16 protein-coding genes and 1 pseudogene are annotated in these 18,959 nt (G+C 66.2%); 9 read left to right on the top strand and 8 right to left on the bottom strand.

Going from position 1 to position 18,959, the window contains the following annotated elements:
- Positions 1–20: 20 nt before the first annotated feature.
- The 5 genes from HQN78_RS08640 to glnE form a co-directional block, all read right to left on the bottom strand.
- A complete protein-coding gene (locus tag HQN78_RS08640) occupies positions 21–614 on the bottom strand; it encodes a TetR/AcrR family transcriptional regulator (protein WP_235089013.1) in 594 nt (197 codons plus the stop codon).
- Positions 614–1,651: a lipopolysaccharide heptosyltransferase II gene (gene waaF / locus HQN78_RS08635; protein WP_235089012.1), complete on the bottom strand. Its 1,038-nt coding sequence runs from the start codon at positions 1,649–1,651 to the stop codon at positions 614–616. The genes HQN78_RS08640 and waaF overlap by 1 nt, the downstream gene beginning before the upstream one ends.
- A 130-nt stretch (positions 1,652–1,781) precedes the next feature.
- On the bottom strand, positions 1,782–1,982 hold the full coding sequence (locus HQN78_RS08630; protein ID WP_019104039.1) for a zinc-finger domain-containing protein: 201 nt from the start codon (positions 1,980–1,982) through the stop codon (positions 1,782–1,784).
- Between the two features lie 43 nt (positions 1,983–2,025).
- On the bottom strand, positions 2,026–2,949 hold the full coding sequence (locus tag HQN78_RS08625) for a branched-chain amino acid transaminase (RefSeq protein WP_107798762.1): 924 nt from the start codon (positions 2,947–2,949) through the stop codon (positions 2,026–2,028).
- A 101-nt stretch (positions 2,950–3,050) separates the two neighbouring features.
- A complete protein-coding gene (gene glnE / locus HQN78_RS08620; protein ID WP_235089004.1) occupies positions 3,051–5,741 on the bottom strand; it encodes a bifunctional [glutamate--ammonia ligase]-adenylyl-L-tyrosine phosphorylase/[glutamate--ammonia-ligase] adenylyltransferase in 2,691 nt (896 codons plus the stop codon).
- A 57-nt stretch (positions 5,742–5,798) separates the two neighbouring features.
- On the opposite strand from glnE, the gene HQN78_RS08615 reads away from it, so the two are divergent.
- The 9 genes from HQN78_RS08615 (at position 5,799) to HQN78_RS08575 (ending at position 15,805) form a co-directional block, all read left to right on the top strand.
- Positions 5,799–9,677: a YhdP family protein gene (locus HQN78_RS08615; protein ID WP_235089002.1), complete on the top strand. Its 3,879-nt coding sequence runs from the start codon at positions 5,799–5,801 to the stop codon at positions 9,675–9,677.
- On the top strand, positions 9,674–10,483 hold the full coding sequence (locus HQN78_RS08610) for a carbon-nitrogen hydrolase family protein (protein ID WP_235089000.1): 810 nt from the start codon (positions 9,674–9,676) through the stop codon (positions 10,481–10,483). Before HQN78_RS08615 ends, HQN78_RS08610 begins: the two co-directional genes overlap by 4 nt.
- A gap of 14 nt (positions 10,484–10,497) precedes the next feature.
- Entirely contained in the window at positions 10,498–11,940 is a 1,443-nt protein-coding gene (gene tldD, locus HQN78_RS08605; RefSeq protein ID WP_235088998.1) for a metalloprotease TldD, read from the top strand.
- Between the two features lie 329 nt (positions 11,941–12,269).
- Positions 12,270–12,794: an ester cyclase gene (locus HQN78_RS08600; protein ID WP_081544511.1), complete on the top strand. Its 525-nt coding sequence runs from the start codon at positions 12,270–12,272 to the stop codon at positions 12,792–12,794.
- Complete coding sequence (locus tag HQN78_RS08595) at positions 12,791–13,498, top strand: SDR family oxidoreductase (RefSeq protein WP_235088996.1); 708 nt, start codon at positions 12,791–12,793, stop codon at positions 13,496–13,498. The genes HQN78_RS08600 and HQN78_RS08595 overlap by 4 nt, the downstream gene beginning before the upstream one ends.
- A 30-nt stretch (positions 13,499–13,528) precedes the next feature.
- Positions 13,529–13,876, top strand: coding sequence for a hypothetical protein (locus tag HQN78_RS08590; protein ID WP_235088994.1), 348 nt, complete (start codon positions 13,529–13,531; stop codon positions 13,874–13,876).
- The gene (locus tag HQN78_RS08585; RefSeq protein ID WP_235088993.1) at positions 13,873–14,499 is read left to right on the top strand and encodes a polysaccharide deacetylase family protein; all 627 of its coding nucleotides are present in this window, start codon (positions 13,873–13,875) and stop codon (positions 14,497–14,499) included. The genes HQN78_RS08590 and HQN78_RS08585 overlap by 4 nt, the downstream gene beginning before the upstream one ends.
- A 143-nt stretch (positions 14,500–14,642) precedes the next feature.
- Positions 14,643–15,185 carry a PadR family transcriptional regulator gene (locus HQN78_RS08580; protein ID WP_235088992.1) on the top strand — a complete coding sequence of 181 codons (543 nt, stop codon included), beginning with the start codon at positions 14,643–14,645 and terminating at the stop codon, positions 15,183–15,185.
- Entirely contained in the window at positions 15,167–15,805 is a 639-nt protein-coding gene (locus HQN78_RS08575; RefSeq protein ID WP_235088991.1) for a GyrI-like domain-containing protein, read from the top strand. The genes HQN78_RS08580 and HQN78_RS08575 overlap by 19 nt, the downstream gene beginning before the upstream one ends.
- A gap of 25 nt (positions 15,806–15,830) precedes the next feature.
- On the opposite strand, the pseudogene HQN78_RS25815 reads toward HQN78_RS08575, so the two are convergent.
- The 3 genes and pseudogenes from HQN78_RS25815 to HQN78_RS08565 all read right to left on the bottom strand — a co-directional run.
- A pseudogene (locus tag HQN78_RS25815) lies at positions 15,831–16,016 on the bottom strand (DUF3363 domain-containing protein); the annotation flags it as partial.
- A 135-nt stretch (positions 16,017–16,151) separates the two neighbouring features.
- On the bottom strand, positions 16,152–17,084 hold the full coding sequence (locus HQN78_RS08570) for a LysR family transcriptional regulator (protein WP_235088989.1): 933 nt from the start codon (positions 17,082–17,084) through the stop codon (positions 16,152–16,154).
- A 41-nt stretch (positions 17,085–17,125) separates the two neighbouring features.
- Positions 17,126–18,913: an aminopeptidase P family protein gene (locus tag HQN78_RS08565; RefSeq protein WP_235089774.1), complete on the bottom strand. Its 1,788-nt coding sequence runs from the start codon at positions 18,911–18,913 to the stop codon at positions 17,126–17,128.
- Positions 18,914–18,959 lie beyond the last annotated feature (46 nt).

Here is an 18,959-nt window from a genome sequence, read left to right as displayed (position 1 = left end):
AATTTTTTCAGGCCTAAAGGTCAGATTTGTGGCAGTAATACCAATTCCAGCATGCGTTCGGCCAATTGATCCACGCTCAGCGGCCCTTGGGAGCGGTACCACTGCACCGACCAGTGCAGGCTGCCCAGCAGGGTGCGGCGCAGCAGCGCGGTGTCGGGCTTGACCAGGCCGGCGGCGGCGGCTTCGTCCAGCGCTTGCTGCCACAGCGCTTCGTAGCGGTCGCGCAACACGACCAGGCCGGGCCGGGCGGCGGCGGACACGCTGCGCCATTCGTAGAGCATCACTTCCAGCGCCGCCTGATTGTCTCCCAGCAGCGAATTGAGGTGGACGCGGAACAGCGCGGCCAGCTTGGCCCGCGGCGATCCGGCCGCGTCCAGCGCGCGCTTCAGCTGTTCGGTGGTGCTGGTGATGCCCAGCGCCATCACCGCGACCAGGATCTCCTCCTTGGTGCGGAAGTGGTAGAACAGGCTGCCGGACTGCATGCCGACCGCGTTGCCCAGGTCGCGCACCGTGGTGCGCTCGTAGCCCTGGTCGCGGAATAGTATCGCCGCGGCGCGGATCAGCTCCATGCGGCGGCTGTTTTCTTCGACGGGTGCGGTGTTGTCTGTGCTCATTATTGTGTTTTTTCTTGGGAGTGGGCGGGCAGCAGCGGAAGCGCGGCTTGCCAGACCCGTTCCGGCTCCATTTTTTCCAGGCAATCGGTATGGCCGTACGGACAGGTCCGTTCGAAACAGGGGCTGCAATCCAGGTTGAGGGAGACGATGGCGGCCCGCGTCGACAAGGGCGGCGTGAAGTCGGGGCTGGAGGAGCCGTACAGCGCCACCAGCGGCTTGTCCAGCGCCGCGGCCACATGCATCAGGCCGGAGTCGTTGCAGACGGCCAGCTGGGTCAGGCCGATCAGGTCTATCGCTTCTTCCAGGCCGGTGGCGCCGCAGAGGTTGACGGCCAGGCCGCCGGACAGGCGGCTGATGTCGTCGCCCACCTCGCGGTCCTTGCCGGAGCCGAACAACCACACCGCGTAACCGGCGGCGTCGAAGCGGCGCGCCAGTTCGGCGAAGTGCCGGGCCGGCCAGCGCTTGGCCGGGCCGTACTCGGCGCCGGGGCAGAAGGCGACCGCGGGCCGGCCGGCGTCCAGTTGCAGCTTGTCCAGCGCCGCCCGCTGGCTGGCGTCGGTGAGCGCCAGCCGCGGATGGCTGAGCGGCCGCGGCAGCGGCTCGCCCTTGTCTTCCGCCAGCGCGCAAAAGCGCTCCACCATCATGGGCAGCGCCTGCTCGTCCAGTTCGCGCGCGTCGTTGAGAATCCAGTAGCGCGATTCGCCGAGGAAGCCGGTGCGCAGCGGGATGCCGGCGAACAGCGGAATCAAGGCGGATTTCAGCGAGTTGGGCAGCACGATGGCTTGATCGAAGCGTTCGGCGGCCAGCTGGCGCGCCACTTTCCAGCGCTCGCCCAGGCGCAGCGCGCCATGGCCGAAGGGGTTGAGATGGGCCTTGGCCACTTCCGGCATCCGCGCCAGCAGCGGCAGGGTCCAGGCCGGCGCGAACACGTGCAGCTCCAGATCGGGGTGGCGTTGGTGCAGTCTTTGGTACAGCGGTTGCGCCATGACGCTGTCGCCGACCCAGGAAGGGCCGATGACGAGGATTTTCTTCTTCATTGCAGATGTTCCGATTGCAAACCGAAACCGGGGCGCGGCCCGGCTTGGGTTTGCAGACGAGGCGGGCCGGCAAGCAAAAAAGGTGCGGCTCGCGCCACACCTTAGCTGCGTTGCCGGCGTGGAGCCGGTCTCAGTGGTGGCCGCCTGCCGGGCCGTTCAGCTTGTAGCGGGTGCCGCAATAGGGGCACAGCGCTTCGCCGGTCTTGTGCACGGGCAGGAACACGCGCGGGTGGGAGTTCCAGGACACCATGTCCGGCATCGGGCAATGCAGCGGCAGGTCGTGCTGGGTGACTTCGATCACGCGTTGAGTGTTTTCTTTCTGTTCAGCCATTCTGTATTCCTTGCGGAGCCGCCGCGCGGGCGGCTCGTCTTGCTTAGTTGACGTAGGTCAGCCAGTGCTGGTGTTCGGCATCCAGTCCTTTGACGATGTCGAAGTAGCGCTTCTGGATTTCGGCGGTGATGGTACCACGATTGCCGTCGCCGATCGCGCGTCTGTCGAGTTCGCGGATCGGGGTCACTTCGGCGGCGGTGCCGGTGAAGAAGGCTTCGTCCGCGCTGTAGACCTCGTCGCGGGTGATGCGCTTTTCTATCAGTTCCAGGCCCATTTCCTTGGAGATCTGCACCACGGTGTCGCGGGTGATGCCTTCCAGCGCGCTGGTCAGGTCCGGAGTGTACAGCTTGCCCTTGCGGATGATGAAGATGTTTTCGCCGGAACCTTCCGCCACGAAACCGTCCACGTCCAGCAGCAGCGCCTCGTCGTAGCCGTCGGCGGTGGCTTCATTGTTGGCCAGGATGGAGTTCATGTAGTTGCCGTTGGCCTTGGCCTTGCACATGGTGATGTTGACGTGGTGGCGGGTGAAGGAGGAGGTCTTCACGCGTATGCCTTTTTCCAGGCCTTCGTCGCCCAGATAGGCGCCCCAGGGCCAGGCGGCCACGATCACGCGCACGTCGTTCTTCAGCGGCGCCACGCCCAGCTTGCCGGAGCCGTAGAAGGCCATCGGGCGGAAATAGCAGGATTTCAGGCCGTTGGCCTTGACCACGTCCAGATGGGCCTGGCTGATCTGTTCCGGCGTGAACGGCAGCGCCATGCCCAGGATCTTGGCGGAGCGGAACAGCCGCGCGGTATGGTCTTCCAGACGGAAGATGGCCGGACCCTTGGGGGTTTCGTAAGCGCGCACGCCTTCGAACACGCCCATGCCGTAGTGCAGGGTGTGGGTCAGCACGTGGGTGGTGGCGTCGCGCCAGTCCACCATTTCGCCGTCATACCAGATTTTTCCGTCACGATCAGCCATCGACATCTTGGTGTTCTCCAATATTGTGTTTTCGCTTTGGGATGGGGCCGGATCTTGTCCGACCGTATCCAATGAGTTTATCTCGCCCCCATGACGCTGTGAACCGTTTATTTGAGCGCTTGCTCGAATACTTGCCGCCACAAGGATCGGCAGAGGCCGTAGTCCTCCAGCAAGGCGGCGTCCGGCGTCACGGTCTGCTTTTCGTTGAGCCGGGCGGCGTGTTGCAGCCGGCGGTAGTGGCGGTAGGCGTTGCGCGCGGCTTCGGCGTCGGCGGCGGGGATCAGTCCGGCCTCGGCGGCGGTGGCCAGCAGCGCGATATTGCCGGCGTTGGCGGTCAGCGCCGGCAGCGCGTGGGCGTGGGCCAGGATCAGGTATTGGACCAGGAATTCGATGTCTATGATGCCGCCGCGCGCGTTTTTGGGGTCTTCGTCGCGGGCGGGGTGGCTGTCCAACATGCGCTGGCGCATCGCCAGCACCTCGTCTCGCAACACGGACGGCTCGCGCCGACGGGTGAGGATGGCGTGGCGTTCCTGTTCGAACTGGACGCCGACTTCGGCGTCGCCGGCCACGTAGCGGGCGCGGGTCAGCGCCTGGTGTTCCCAGACCCAGGCCTGTTGCTCCTGGTATTGGCGGAAGGCGTTGACCGAGCTGACCAGCAGGCCGCTGGCGCCGTTGGGGCGCAGCCGCAGGTCGATGTCGTAGAGCACGCCGGCGGCGGTGGCGCTGGTCAGCCAGGTGGACATTTTGCGCGCCAGCCGCGAATAGAGTTCGGCGGCGTCCGGGTGCTCGTCGTCGTAGAGGAAGATCAGGTCCAGGTCCGAGGCGTAGCCCAGCTCTTTGCCGCCCAGCTTGCCGTAGCCGATGATGGCGAAACGCGGCGTGTCGCAGTGGCGGCTGGGGATGTCCAGCCAGGCGTGGCGCAGCGTGGCCGCCAGCACGATGTCGGCCAGCAGCGACAGTTGATCGGACAGCGCCTCCACCGTCCACATGCCGGCCAGGTCCTGCGCCACCAGGCGGAAGGATTGCGCGTGCTGGAAGTGGCGCAGCGCGTCCATCTTGGCTTCCACGTCGCCGTCGGCCTGGCTCAGCTGCTGTTCCAGTTGTTCCGCCAGCTGCGGCCAGTCCGGCGTGGCGTAGAGCACGCGCGCGTCCAATAGCTCGTCCAGCAGTATCGGGTGGCGGGTCAGATAGCCAGAAACCCAGGCGCTGGACGAGTAGAGCGAGGCCAGCCGTTGCAGGGTCTGCGGGTATTCGGTCAGCAGCGCCAGGTAGGAGGCGCGGCGGCTGATCGCTTCCATCAAGGCGATGATGCGGGTCAGCGTGGCGTCGGCGTTGTCGAAGCGGGAGGCGACTTCGATCAGCGCCGGCATCAATTGATCGAACTGCTTGCGGCCGTTCAGCGGCATCTGCTGGTAGCGCTGCCCCTGGGCCAGGCTTTGCAGCTGGCGCGCCACTTGTTCCGGCTCGGCAAAGCCCAGCTGGCGCAGCCTCTCCACCGGCAATTCCTCGGCGATGTCGCTCCAGAGTTCGGTGAGCGGATGATCGGCGGCGCCCTCGGTGGGCAGGATGAACACTTGTTCGAAGTGGCGGGTGACTTTGCGGCGCTGCTGGTTGAGCCGGTTCATGAACTGCTCCCAGTCGGCGCAGCCCATGGCGGCGGCGATGCGGGCGCGGTTGTCGGCGGCGGCGGGCAGGGTCTGGGTCTGTTGATCGTCCAGATATTGCAGCCGGTGTTCCAGATTGCGCAGGAAGGCGTAGGCTTCCTGCAGCTCGGCGACGGCGGCGGGTTCCAGCAGCCGCAGTTCGCCCAGCCGGCGCAAGGTTTCGCGGGTGCCGCGCAGTTGCAGGCTGCGGTCGCGGCCGCCGCGTATCAGCTGGAAGACCTGGGCGATGAATTCCACTTCGCGGATGCCGCCGGGGCCCAGCTTGATGTTGTCGGCCATGTCGCGGCGGGCCACTTCGCGGCGGATCTGCGCGTGCAGTTCGCGCATCGCGCCGTAGGCGCTGTAGTCCAGGTATTTGCGGTAGACGAAGGGGCGCGCCGTGTCGGCCAGCGCCGCCGCGTCGCCGCTGAGCGGCCTGGCCTTGATCCAGGCGTAGCGCTCCCATTCCCGGCCCTGGCTCAGCAGATAGTTTTCCAAGGCGGCGAAGCTCATCGCCAGCGGGCCGGAGTCGCCGTAGGGCCGCAGCCGCATATCGACGCGGAACACCTGGCCGTCGGCGGTGACGTCGTTGAGCAGGGCGATCAGCTTCTTGCCCACCTGGGTGAAGTATTCGTGGTTGCTGATGGCGCGGCCGCCATGGGCGGCGCCGTCGGTGTCGCCGCTCTCCGGGTAGACGAAGATCAGGTCGATGTCGGAACTGACGTTGAGTTCGCCGCCGCCCAGCTTGCCCATGCCGATGACGATCAATTGCTGGACCTCGCCGCTGTCCTCGCCTACCGGCTGGCCGTAGTGGGCGAGGCCGGCGCGGGCGCAGGCCAGCGCCCGTTCGACGGCGAAATCGGCCAGCGCGCTGACGGTGGACACCACTTCGTCCAGATCCGCCAGGCCGTTGAGATCGCGGCAGATCAGCCGCGCCACCACCGCCTGGCGCAGCCGCCGCAGCGCCGGCGCCAGCCCTTCGGCGTCGCTCAGTGCCCGCCAGTCGGTGAAGGCTTCCATCTCCGCCGCGTCGAAAGGCCGGCCTAGCCTGGCTTGCAGCCGCTCCAATTCTTCGGGGCGGGCGGTCAGCAGACGCTGCAGATAGTGAGAGAACTCGCGGCTGCGGGCAATGGCAGCGGCCGTGTTTGCTGGCATAATAGGCCTCTACGGCATGTCAATTCTTGATGGCCACATTGTAACGGTTTGCCGCATTTGGAAAAGCTCTTCTCCGTTCTGTCCCATATCCATGTGATCAAGGTCCTGAAACGGACCTGTGCGCTGTTGGGAATGGCCGCCGCCGCCGCCTTGACGCTGCTGCTGGCGGCCTTTTGCGCGTTCACTTTCTGGGTGCTGCCCAATCTGAACCAGTTTCGCCAGCCGCTGGAGCGTTATCTGAGCCAGTCGCTGGGGCGGCCGGTGCAGGTGGCGGCCTTGTCCGGCGAATGGCTGACCGTGGGGCCGCGTTTCGAGCTGGGCGGCGTCACCATCGCCAATCCGCAGGACGGCAAGGCGCTGACCTTGCGCCAGGTGTCGCTGGAGCCGTCGTGGCGTTCCTTGCTGGCGCTGGAACCGCGGCTGGCCAGCGTGGTGGTCAAGGGCCCGACTGTGGAGCTGCTGCGCTCGCGCCAGGGCGTGATCTATCTGAACGGCTTCGATCTGAGTTCCGGCTCCGCCGACAGCGGCCTGGGCAATTGGCTGCTGCGCCAGCCCAGCCTGGAGATCAGCGACGCGCGGCTGAGCTGGCAGGACGAATTGCTGGGCCTGCCGCGGCTGGATCTGAGCCAGGGCCAGCTCAAGCTGAGCGCCGGCCTGTTCGGCCACGGCCTGAAGCTGTCCGGCCAGCCGGCGGCGTCCTTGGGCAAGGGCTTCGATCTGACGGCGTCCTGGCGCGGCGACGACATCGCCGCCTGGCAGCAGTGGTCGGGCTCGCTCAAGGTGGCGCTGGACGGCGCCAAGGTGGGTTCGTGGACGCGTTATTTGCAACAACTGGGCATGCTGCGCAGCGGCGAGGGCAGCGGCACGGTGGAGATGTCCTTCTCCGACGGCGCCATCGACGCCTTGAAAGCCAGCGTCAACGTCCACGACGCCGCCTACACGCCGCCGGATTCCCACGAACTGGTGCTGCCGCGGCTGCAGGGCGAGTTGCAGCTGACGCGCCAGCTCAGCGGCAGCTATAAGGTCAAGGCCAGCCGGCTGAGCCTGGCCAGCGCCAGCGGCCTGGCTTTCGACAATTCCAATATCGACGGCGAGTGGCGTTACGGCGAGCAAGGCTTCGGCCAACTGACGCTGGACAATGTGGACCTCAGCCACCTGACCCCCTTCATCCACGCGCTGGGCGCCGACCGCAACCCCTTGTTCGCGCGTTTCTCGCCCAGCGGCGCGCTGCGCGACCTGACCGTCAGCTGGAAGGGCGCGTTGGAAGCGCCCAAGGCCTTCAAACTCAAATCCCGTTTTGAAAAGCTGGCCTGGCAGCCGTTCGGGGAGCTGCCCGGCGTGTCCGGCGTCAGCGGCGCGATCAGCTTCGACGAAAAAGGCGGCCGCCTGCAGTTGGACACCGGCAAGTCCCAGGTCAGCTATCCCTCGGTGTTCGTCGCGCCGTTGAATTTCGACAAGCTGACCGCCGACGTGGGCTGGCGGCGGGAAGGGCAGGCGGTGGTCTTGGACTTCCGCCAGGCCGCCTTCTCCAACGCCGATTTGTCCGGCAGCCTGCAAGGCAGTTATCGGCATCAGGGCGCCGGGGCCGGCGTAGCCGATCTGCGCGCCAGCATCGCCGGAGTGCCGGCGGCCAGGGTGGCGGAGTATCTGCCGCACGAGGTGGGCGAGCACACTTTGCGCTGGCTGCGCCAGGCCTTGCAGGGCGGGCAGCTGCGCCAGGCGACGATGAAGCTGCGCGGCGATCTGGAGCAGTTCCCCTTCGTGGGCGGCAAGGGCGGCGAGTTCCTGGTGGAGGCCGAGGTGGAGCGCGCGCGTCTCAGTTATCAGTCCGGCTGGCCGCGCATCGACGACATCGACGCCCAATTGCTGTTCCGCAACGAACGGATGGAGGTGAACGCGCGCCGCGCCGTCACCGTGGGCGTGCCGCTGAGCGGCGTCAAGGCGGTGATAGACAATCTGGGCGCTGACGTGCCCATGCTGACGGTGGAGGGCCGCGCGGCCGACCGTCTGCAGCGCATGCTGGCCTTCACCACGCAAAGCCCGGTGGACGGCTGGCTGGACGGTTTCACCGGCCAGATCGAAGCCGGCGGCGACGCCAGCTTGGATTTGAAACTGGGGATACCGCTGGCCGGCGAACAGGGCGTGACGGTGCGCGGCGACATCCGCTTCGCCGACAACGCGCTGCGCTTCAAATCCCTGCCGATTCCGCCGCTGAGCAAGGCGCGCGGCCGGCTGACCTTTACCGAACGCGGCGTGGACAGCCCGGGCCTGCAGTTCGTCGGCTTCGGCGGTCCGTTCCAGTTGAAGGCCAACACCGGCGCAGACAAGCGCATGCGTTTCGAACTGGCCGGCCAGGCCGATTCGCGTCAAGTGCTGAAGCAGTATCTGCCGGCGCTGGCGGAGCAGGTGTCGGGCAAGTCCGGCTACCGCGCGCAGCTCATCGTCAAGCAGGGCTTGGAAAGCCTGGCGGTGAGTTCGGACTTGCAGGGCACCGCCTTCGATTTGCCGCCGCCGCTGGCCAAGAGCGCCGGCGCGGCCTTGCCGCTGCAATTGCAGCTGCGGCCGCAGCAGATGCGCGGCGTCCAGACCCAGCGGCTGGACTTCAGTCTGGACGGCATGATAGCCGGCCGCCTGCGTTTGAATGAACACGGCGATTTGCAGGCCGGCGCGCTGGGCGTGGGCCGCGCGCCGGGCGAGCCGGCGGCGTCCGGCCTGGCGGTGCGGGTGGCGCAGCCCAAGGTGGTGCTGGACGATTGGCTGAAACTGGCCGACGGCGCCGCGCAGTCCAGCGGCGGCGGAGAGCCTGCGGCCCTGCCGGCCTTGCAGCTGGAACTGGAAACGCCGGAATTGGTATTGCCGGGCCTGAGCCTGCACAAGGTCAACGCCCGCTTGGGCAACCGCGAGCTGTCCAAGGCCTGGACCGTACAGCTGCGCTCCAACGAGATGAGCGGCGACGCCAGCTACCGGCCGGAAGGCAACGGCCTGCTGCAGGCCAATCTCAGCCGTCTGGCCTTGAGCCTGCCGGCGGACAAGGAGAAGAAGGAGGGCGCGGCGGAGGCCAAGGCCGCGGCCGGCGGCGAAGCCTCGGTGCTGAACCGCAGGCTGCCGGAGATGAAGGTGCGCGTCGGCGAGCTGGTGTTGCAGGGGCGCTCGGTGGGCCGGCTGGAGCTGGAGGCGCGCCGCGACGGCAGCGTCTGGCAGATGGCGCCCTTGCGGCTGACCACCAACGACGGCACGCTGAAGGCCACGGTGCGTTCGGACGCGCGCGGCGCCGGCAATGTCGACGCCCGCTTCGAATTGCTCGTCGGTGACGCCGGCAAGCTGCTGACGCGGCTGGGTCAGGGCGAGATTTTCCGCAACGGCCAGGGCACGCTCAACGGCCGCTTGAATTGGCCCGGCGGCCTGGGCGATCTGGATTTGGCCAAGGTATCCGGCGAATTGGCGCTAGACTTCAAGGACGGACGCTTCGCCAAGGTGGACCCGGGCGTGGTCAAGCTCCTGGGCGCGCTTAGCCTGCAATCGCTGCCGCGCCGCATCCGGCTGGACTTCACCGACGTGTTCAGCGACGGCTTCGCCTTCGACAGCCTGAAGGGCGAAGCGCAGGCGCGCAACGGTCTGTTCACTTCGTCCAAGGTGGAGATGAAGGGGCCGGGCGCGGACGTGACGATTTCCGGAGAACTGGACCTGGGCAAGGAAAGCCAGGCCTTGAAAGTGCACGTGGTGCCGCGGCTGGCGGAAAGCGTGGCGCTGGCGGCGGGGGCGGCCCTGCTCAATCCGGTGGTGGGCATCGCCACACTGGCGGCGCAGAAAGTGCTGCGCGATCCGGTGGGCCGCATCCTGTCGGTGGATTACGAAGTGAGCGGCTCCTTGCGCGACCCCAAGGTGGTGCGCACGGCGATCGGTCCGATACAGCAGAACAAAGGGGGAAAACCATGAAGCAAAAATTCCTGGCGGCGGCGGTGCAGATGGTGTCTGGCTCCGACGTGACGGCCAATTTGCAGCGCGCCGCGCATTGGGTGGCGGAAGCCGCCGGCAAGGGCGCGAGGCTGGTGGTCTTGCCCGAGTATTTTTGCCTGATGGGGCGGCAGGAAACCGATAAGGTGGCCGTGTGCGAAGCCTACGGCAACGGCCCCATCCAGAGCGCGCTGGCGCGGATGGCGCAGGAGAACGGCGTGTGGCTGGCCGCCGGCACCGTGCCCTTGCGCAGCCCGGAGCCGCAGCGGGTGTTGAACACCACCTTGCTGTTCGACCCGGACGGCGAAGTGCGCGCCCGCTACGACAAAATCCATCTGTTCGGCTTCTCCGGCCTGGGCGAGAGCTATTGCGAATCCAACACCATTCGTCCGGGCGAGCAGCCGGTCAAGGCGGATCTGGGCTTCGCCGAGATGGCCTTCGGCATCTGCTACGATCTGCGTTTCCCTGAACTGTTCCGCCAGTTGTCGCCCTATGATCTGATGATTTTGCCGGCGGCCTTCACCGCCACCACCGGCGAGGCGCATTGGGAGCCCTTGCTGCGCGCGCGCGCGATAGAGAATCAGAGCTATGTGCTGGCCTCGGCGCAGGGCGGAGAACACGACAACGGCCGCAAGACCCACGGGCATTCGATGATCATCGATCCCTGGGGCCGCGTGCTGGCCGAAATAGACAAGGGCGAGGGCGTGATCCTCGCCGAAATCGACCCGACATTGATCCAGTCGGTGCGCACCCGCCTGCCGGCGCTGGCGCACCGCGTACTCGCGTGAAAGAACCCGACACTATGCAAGATGCTTTCTCCGCGGCAGACAGCCTGCTGCTCAAGCCTTACGGTCTGGACGAGGCGGCTTTGGAAGCCACGCTGGCGCGCATGCGCCACCACGCCATCGACTACGCCGATCTCTATTTTCAATACACCCGCAGCGAGGCCTGGAGCCTGGAAGAGGGCATCGTCAAGTCCGGCAGCTTCAGCATTGACCAAGGCGTGGGCGTGCGCGCGGTAGCCGGCGACAAGACCGCCTTCGCCTATTCCGACGCCATCAGCCTGGAGGCGCTGAGCCGCTCCGCCGACGCGGTGCGCGCCATTGGTCAGGTGGGCGGCGACGGCTCCGCCGGGCGGCAAACGCCGCGCGCGCCCAAGCCGCTGTACCCGGCGCTGGACCCCTGCCACAGCCTGGAGGCGGCGGCCAAGGTGGCCTTGCTGGAAAAAGTGGAACGGATGGCGCGGGCGCAGGACCCGCGGGTGATCCAGGTGATGGCCGGCATGGCCAGCGAATACGACGTGGTCTACGTGGCGCGCCACGACGGCGTGCGCGCCGCCGACGTGCGGCCGCTGGTGCGGCTGTCGGTGATGGTGATCGCCGAGCAGAACGGCCGCCGCGAGCAGGGCTCCAGCGGGGGCGGCGGCCGCTTCGACCTGGCCTACTTCGACGACGAGGTGCTGGAGCGCTACGCGCGCCAGGCGGTGCATCAGGCGCTGACCAATCTGGATTCGCGGCCGGCGCCGGCGGGCCAGATGACCGTGGTGCTGGGGCCGGGTTGGCCCGGCGTGCTCTTGCACGAGGCGATAGGCCATGGCCTGGAAGGCGATTTCAACCGCAAGGGCACTTCGGCCTTTTCCGGCAAGATCGGCCAGCGGGTGGCGGCGCCGGGCGTCACGGTGGTGGACGACGGGGTGATGGAAGAGCGCCGCGGCTCGCTGGCGATAGACGACGAGGGCAATCCCACTCAGCGCACCGTGCTGATCGAAGACGGCGTGCTCAAGGGCTATATGCAGGACGCGATGAATTCGCGCCTGATGCAGGTGGGTGCCACCGGCAACGGCCGCCGCGAGTCCTACGCCCACATCCCGATGCCGCGGATGACCAATACCTATATGCTGGCCGGCCAGCACGATCCGCAGGAAATCATCGCCTCGGTCAAGGACGGCCTGTACGCGGTCAATTTCGGCGGCGGCCAGGTGGACATTACCAGCGGCAAGTTCGTGTTTTCCGCGTCGGAAGCCTGGCGCATCGAAAACGGTAAGCTCAGTTACCCGGTCAAGGGCGCCACCCTGATAGGCAACGGGCCGGACGTGCTCAACTACGTCAGCATGATAGGCAATGATTTGCAGCTGGATCAGGGCGTCGGCGTCTGCGGCAAGGAGGGCCAGAGCGTGCCGGTGGGCGTGGGCCAGCCCACGCTGCGCATAGACGGAGGGCTGACCGTGGGCGGCACCGGCGGCTAAGAACCTGTTCAAAGTCTGCTGCGCTTCGGCGATACGGCGTTGAAAACGAGCTCAAAATGCTCATGTACCACGTGTACATTCCGCTTTTTCACTCGTTTTCGCCTTGTCTCGCTCTTGCTCGCGAGACTTTGAACAGGCTCAAAGAACCTGTGTAAACAGGTTCTTTGAGAAAGGCGAAGCGCCGGAGCTTCGCCTTATTTTTACGCCTATTTTCAAATTGAACAAGCAGATAATCCAAATTTAAAGCCAATTATCAAATTCCTTCGGCGGCGACACAATGCGCTGGTCCGGTGTCGCCGTGTTGGCGACGCCGCAATCGGGAGACGATGATGAAAGCTTTGACCTTGGCGCTGGGCTTCGGCCTGGCCTTGACCGCGGCCTTCGCCGGCGCGGCGGAAAACCTGCCGCAGCCGGCGCGGGTGTGGGCGGACCGTCCGGCCGGCAGCACGGCGGCGGTGAAGTTGGCCGCGTTGCGTTACGCGGCGTTCTGGAACAGCGGCGATCCGCGCTACGCCGAACTGGCCTTGGACCCCGACTTCATCGACCGCACCCTGCCCGCCGGCCGTCAGCAGGGCGTGGCCGGGCCCTTGCAGGCCTCGCGCCAGTTCCGCGCCGCGGTGCCGGATTTGAAGGTGGACGTCACCGACATGGTGCTGGCCGGCGACCGCGTCGCGCTGCGCCTGCATTTCCAGGGCCATTTCAGCGGCCGCTTCGGCGACGTGCAAGGCCAGGGCCAGCCGGTGGAGTTCCAGGCCTTCGACCTGTACCGCGTCAAGAACGGCCGCATCGCCGAGAACTGGCATCTGGAAGACAATCTGACCCTGATGCAGCAACTGGGCGTGGTGAAGCCATGAACGCGGGGGATTTTGCTTTCCACGGCCAGACCGTGGCGGTGTTGGGCGGCGGCTCCGGCATCGGCCGGGCGGTGGCGGACGCGGCCGCGGCGGCCGGCGCGCGGGTCTATGTGCTGGGGCGTAGCGCCCAATCCGAGGCGGATCGCGAAGGCATCCAGGCGGACATGACGGACAGCCGGGCATTGGCCCGGGCCTTCGCCGACATCGGCCGCATCGATCATCTGGTGCTGACCGCAGGTGCCCGGGTCGGCGCGCCGGCCTTGGCCGAGTTGAGCGAGGAGGCCTTGCGGCAGACTTTCGACGTCAAGCTGTTCGGCAGCCTGCTGGCGGTGCGCGAGGCCTTGCCCTATCTGACGGAGCGGGCGTCGGTGACCTTCACCTCCGGCCTGCTGGCGCGCAAGTACTCCAGCGGCGGCCTGCTGAAAAGCACGGTCAACGCCGCGCTGGAGGCGGCGGCCAAGAATCTGGCCAAGGAACTGGCGCCGCGCCGCGTCAACGTGGTCAGCCCCGGCGTGGTGGACACCGAGCTGTGGGGCGAGGCCGGCTCGGCCGCGCGCCAGGCGACGCTGGCGCGCATCGGCCAGGGCCTGCCCGTCGGCCGCGTCGGCCAGCCGCGGGAATTGGCGCAAGCCTATCTGCTGGCGATGGCCAACGGCTTCATCAGCGGCGCGGTGCTGGATGTGGAGGGCGGGGCCTTGTTGTAGGCCGCGCCGAAGCGAACAAGAGGACTCGAGATGTCCGATACCCTACCCATTAATCGTCGCCAGTTCCTGGCCGGCGCGGCCGCGGGCGGCACCGCGCTGATGCTGGCGCACGGCGCGGCGCTGGCGGCGACAGGAGCAAGCAAGATGACGGCAATTTCAACAAGTGGCGGCGCCTTCTGGCCGAACGGCGCCCGCCTGGCGATTTCGATTTCCATGCAGTTCGAGGCCGGCGCGCAGCCGGAGCGCGGCGCCAGCGGGCCGTTTCCGCCGCTGGACCCCAAGTACGCGGATCTGCCGATGCAAAGCTGGTACGACTACGGCGTGAAGGAGGGCATTCCGCGGCTGCTGGACTTGTGGGACCGCACCGGGTCAAGGTGACTTCGCACATGGTGGGGCAGGCGGTGGACCGCAGCCCGCGGCTGGCGCGCGAGATCGTGGCGCGCGGCCACGAGGCGGCGGCGCACGGCCAAACCTGGGAGCCGCAATACCCGATGACGCCGGAGCAGGAGCTGGCGGCCTACAGCGCCAATATCGCCAGCATCGAGCGCGCCACCGGCACGCGGCCGGTGGGCTTCAACGCCTTCTGGCTGCGCGGCACGCCCAATACCCTGAGCATTCTGCAGCAACTGGGCTTTCTCTATCACATCGACAACGTCAGCCGCGACGAGCCGTTCACGGTGGCGGTCAAGGGCAAGCCGTTCGTGGTGGTGCCCTATACCTTGCGCAACAACGACATCGTGCGTTTCGATTCGCCGGCGCTGAGCAATGAGGCTTATCTGTCGGATCTGAAGGCCGAATTCGACGTGCTCTACGCCGAGGCGGGTTCGCGGCGGCGGATGATGTCGATCAGCACCCACGACCGCATTTCCGGCTCGCCGGCGCGGGTCAAGGCGCTGGAGCAGTTCATCCGCTATGCGCAAAGCCATGCCGGCGTCGCCTTCATGCGCAAGGACGAGATCGCGCGCTACGCGCTGCAGGCGGACAAAGTGCCGGCGGACTGAGAACCTTGGGTCTTGAGTCGCGTTCCACAACCGCGGGACGGCCATTGGCCGCGCCGCGGTTTTTCATTTCACGCTGACTTCAGTCAGCACCTTGTTGGGTTACGCTTGCCTTCTTCATATTCTAGTACTAGAATATTGAATTAATGAACCTTACCGACTCCGAACTCTTGCTGCTGGGCCTCGTTGCAGAGATGCCGCGACATGGCTATGAGCTTGAGCATGTAATAGAAACGCGAGGCATGCGTGAATGGACGCAGATCGGTTTTTCTTCTATCTACTTTGTGCTTGGGAAGTTGGAAAAAGCGGGGTTGGTTTTAGCCGAGGTTCCTGCTGGTACTAAGGCGCGCAAAACATTTTCGATTACTGCCGCAGGCGATCAGGTGCTGTTGAAGCAAACGATTTCCGCCCTTGAAACATATCGTCCAACGTATTCGTCTCTTTTGTTGGGGATGGTTCATTGGCCAGTACTGTCGCGCGAGTCGGCACTGGCTGCGCTAGAGGGGCGCTTGTCTTCGGTCATGGCTGAAGTAGAAAGGCTCGAATGTCTGCGTCGGCAGCGACAGCCTATGCCTGATCATATTGAAGTCCTTTTTGACTTTTCCGCTAGCCAATTAGCGGCAGAGCTCACTTGGATAGCCTCCACCCTGGAGTACATGAGGAGCAAGCTATGGCCAACGAAGGAATAATTGATTTGCTAAGTGACAGAGCTATGCTTCGTAGGCTCTACGCTCCTCCAGCCGAGACTTTCAGCATGGTTGATGTGCCTAAACTCCCATTCGCAGTCTGGACTGGCGATGGTGTACCTGAACAGCAGTCTGTCTCCGCAGTGATCAAGGATCTTTATACCGCCATCTATCCTATACGGCGTAAAGCTCGCGAGCGTATGGGTAAGTCCTTTGTCGAGCCTCCGGTGGAGTTGCTCTATTGGGCCGACGATATGCGCGATCTCTCAGCAGGTCATCGTAAAAATTGGCGTTGGCGCGTGCAGATAAGCTTGCCGGTTTGGATTAATGCAGAGGGCCTTGAGGAGTCTGCTGCGGAGATGCGTCAGGAACTAAAAGATGCAGCCTCGCAGGCTCTGCATTGGGAGGCATTTGCCGAAGGAAAGTGCGTACAGGCTCTTTATGTCGGCCAAACTAGCGGTCTGCCCGTCATGCTGGATAAGCTCTATAGAGAATATCTGCCAGAACAAGGTCTAGAGCCTTCAGGGCCGTATCATGAGATCTACCTTGATGATTGGAGCCGCGTAGCACCCGCAAAGCGCAAGATGATTCTGCGGCAGCCCGTGCGCGCACTGCCGAAGTGAGACTGAATGCTGTAAAAGCCTCCATCTATGCGACGGACCGCCTAATTCTCCACTGAACGTCAAGGTCACGCACCGTCGCGGTGGTCTGCTGGCCTAGCCGCTGTCCGATCACAGGATGCCTTGGCATCGCGCCGAATATTCTTTCTTTATCGAGCGTCGCGTAGTTCCCGTCCGCCAACTTGAGCGAGTACTTGTAGGTATCGGCGCAGCTCGTCTGTTGTCGGGCGGTGCTCTAGGCCTGAGTCGGCGGCAATGCCTTGGGAGCTCCTACGTCATTTGGAGGCTCCCCATCGCAAGCAGTTGCGCAGCGCCTGAAGCATTAGCGCTGCGGGCTTTGAACGGGTTCTTACGGCTGGGCGCCGGCCTCTGGCAGCAGGGCGGTGGCCGGCAGCGTCGACAGCCGCTCGCGCAAGAAATCTATCAAGCGGCGAATGCGCAGCGGCTGGCCGCGCTGGCCGGGGTAGAGCAGGTGCAGCGGCGCGCTGTCGGTGAAGTACTCGTCCAGCACCGTGAGCAGGTGGCCTTGGCGCAGATCGTCGGCGATGTCCAGCAGCGATTTGTAGGCGAAGCCCTGGCCTTGCAGCGCCCAGCGGCGGATCACCTCGCCGTCGTTGCTCTGCTGCGCGCGCTCCAGCCGCAGCGCGCGGCGCTGGCCGTGCTCGCGGTAAGGCCATTCGTGCATCGGGCCGTCGCCGGTGACCAGGGTCAGCGTCGGCAGCTCGGCCAGCTGCCGCGGATGGCTGGGCATGCCGGTGCGCGCCAGCAGCGCCGGCGCGGCGCAAACCACGCGGCGGCTGGCGGCCAGTTCGCGCGCGATCAGGCTGCTGTCCGCCGGCTGGCCGTAGCGGATGGCGATGTCGATGTCCTCGCCGATCAAATCGGCCGGGGTGTCGTCCAGCTGCAAGGCGAAATGCACCGCCGGGTGCAGGCGGCGGAATTCGTCCAGGCAGTCCAGCAAGGCGTGGCGGCCCAGGTCCGACGGCGCCGACAGCCGGATCAGGCCGCTGAGTTCGCGCTGCTCGCGCTGCAGCTGGTCCTGGCCTTGCTGCAGGGTGTCCAGCGCGTGCTGGCAGTGGTCGCGGAACACTTCGCCGGCCTCGGTCAGCCGCAGCTGGCGGGTGGTGCGCTGGAACAGCCGGCTGTCCAGCGCCGCTTCCAGCCGTTGGATGCAGGCGCTGGCGGCGGCGGGGGACAGGCCTTGCTTGCGGCCGGCGGCGGAGAAGCTGCCCAGCTGGGCGGCGTCGAGGAAGAGGCGTAGGTCGTTGAGTCGATCGAGCATGAGCGTGGCCCGGGCGCGGCAGCGCCCGGGCGGGGAGAGGTTTAAATGGTTTCGGTATTGGCCAGCAGCCATTCGCGCGCCGCGCCGTCCACCAGCGGCAGCAAGCGCGCGCGCACCTCGGCGTGGTACTGGTTCAGCCAGTCCACTTCGGCGCGGGACAGCAGGTTGAAGTCCAGGCAGCGGGTGTCGATGGGGCACAGGGTCAGGGTTTCGAAGCGCAGGAAGTCGCCGAATTCGTTCTGCGACGAGGCCACGTTCAGCACCAGGTTCTCGATGCGCACGCCCCAGCGGCCCGGGCGGTAGACGCCGGGCTCGATCGAGGTGACCATGCCTTCCTGCATCGCCATATTGGCGTCCGGCACCGCGCGGGAAATGCTTTGCGGGCCTTCGTGCACATTGAGGAAGTAGCCGACGCCGTGGCCGGTGCCGTGGCCGAAGTCGATGTCCTGCTGCCACAGCGGCGCGCGCGCCAGCGCGTCCAGCATCGGCGACAGGGTGCCGCGCGGGAAATGAGCCATGGACAGGCCTATGGTGCCTTTCAGCACCAGGGTGAAGTCGCGCTTCTGCTCGGCGGACGGCGCGCCGACCGCCACCACGCGGGTGATGTCGGTGGTGCCGCCCAGGTATTGGCCGCCGGAGTCTATCAGCAGCAAGCCGTCGCCCTTGATCTCGCTGTGGGCGGCTTCGGTGGCGTGGTAGTGCGGCAGCGCGCCGTTGGCGTTGAAGCCGGCGATGGTGCCGAAGCTGGGCGACACGAAGCCGGGCCGGCGCGCGCGCGCGGCGGTGATTTCCTCGTCTATGGTCAGCTCGGTGACGCGGCTGCGGTTGACCTCGCCTTCGAACCAGGCGAAGAACTCGCACAGGGCCGCGCCGTCCTGTTCCATTGCGCCGCGGATGTGGGCGGCCTCTTCCTCCGTCTTGCAGGACTTGAACAGGGTGCTGGGATTGATCGCCTCGATCACGCGGGCGGCCGGGTTGACCGCCTGGCGCAGGCCCAGGGTCACGCGGCGCGGGTCCAGCAGCAGGCTGGCGCCGGCCGGCAAGGCGGCGAGCGCCGGCTTGGCCTGGGCGTAAGGCCGCACTTCGACGCCGTCGGCCGCCAGTTGGGCGCGCAGCTCGGCGGAAACCTTGCCTTCGCCGACGAAGAGGGTGGCCTGCTGACGGCTCAGCAGCGCGTGGCTGATGAAGACCGGATTGTAGTTGACGTCGCTGCCGCGCAGATTGAAGCTCCAGGCGATGTCGTCCAGCGTGGACAGGAAGTGCCAGTCGGCGCCAGCCTCGTCCATGGCGGCGCGCAAGCGCGCCAGCTTGTCGGCGCGGCTTTGCGGCGCGAAGGCCGATTCATGTTGATAGACCGGCGCGTCCGGCAGCGGCGGGCGCTGCGGGTCGATGGCGTCTATCAGGTCCAGATCGGTGCGCAGCCGGGCGCCGGCCTGTTCCAGCGCGGCTTGCAGCGCCTTGGCCGCGGCCAGGCCCAGCGAGTCGCCGTCCACCGCCAGGGTCTGGCCGGCGCTCAGGGTCTTGGCGATCCAGCCCAGGTGGTCGGCGCTGGCGGCGCTGACGATCTTGACCAGCTGGATGCCGCTGCCGGCCAATTCGGCCTCGGCCTGCACCCAGTAGCGGCTGTCGGCCCAGACGCCGGCGAAGTCGCGGGTGACGATCAGCGTGCCCATGGAGCCGGTGAAGCCGGACAGCCATTGGCGGGCCTGCCAGCGCGCCGGCAGGTATTCCGACAGATGCGGGTCCGAGGAGGGCACCAGACAGGCGTCGACGCCGGCGTTCTTCATGGCGGCGCGCAAGGAGGCGATGCGTTGCGGAATGGTGTCCAATTGCGGGGTTGCGAGGGTGTTCATGCCGGCTCCGGGGGATGTATGC

This window comes from Chromobacterium sp. Beijing, assembly GCF_021496765.1.
Taxonomy (GTDB): domain Bacteria; phylum Pseudomonadota; class Gammaproteobacteria; order Burkholderiales; family Chromobacteriaceae; genus Chromobacterium.
Note: the sequence above shows the minus strand (reverse complement) of the source record. Positions and strands in the feature narration are given on the sequence as shown.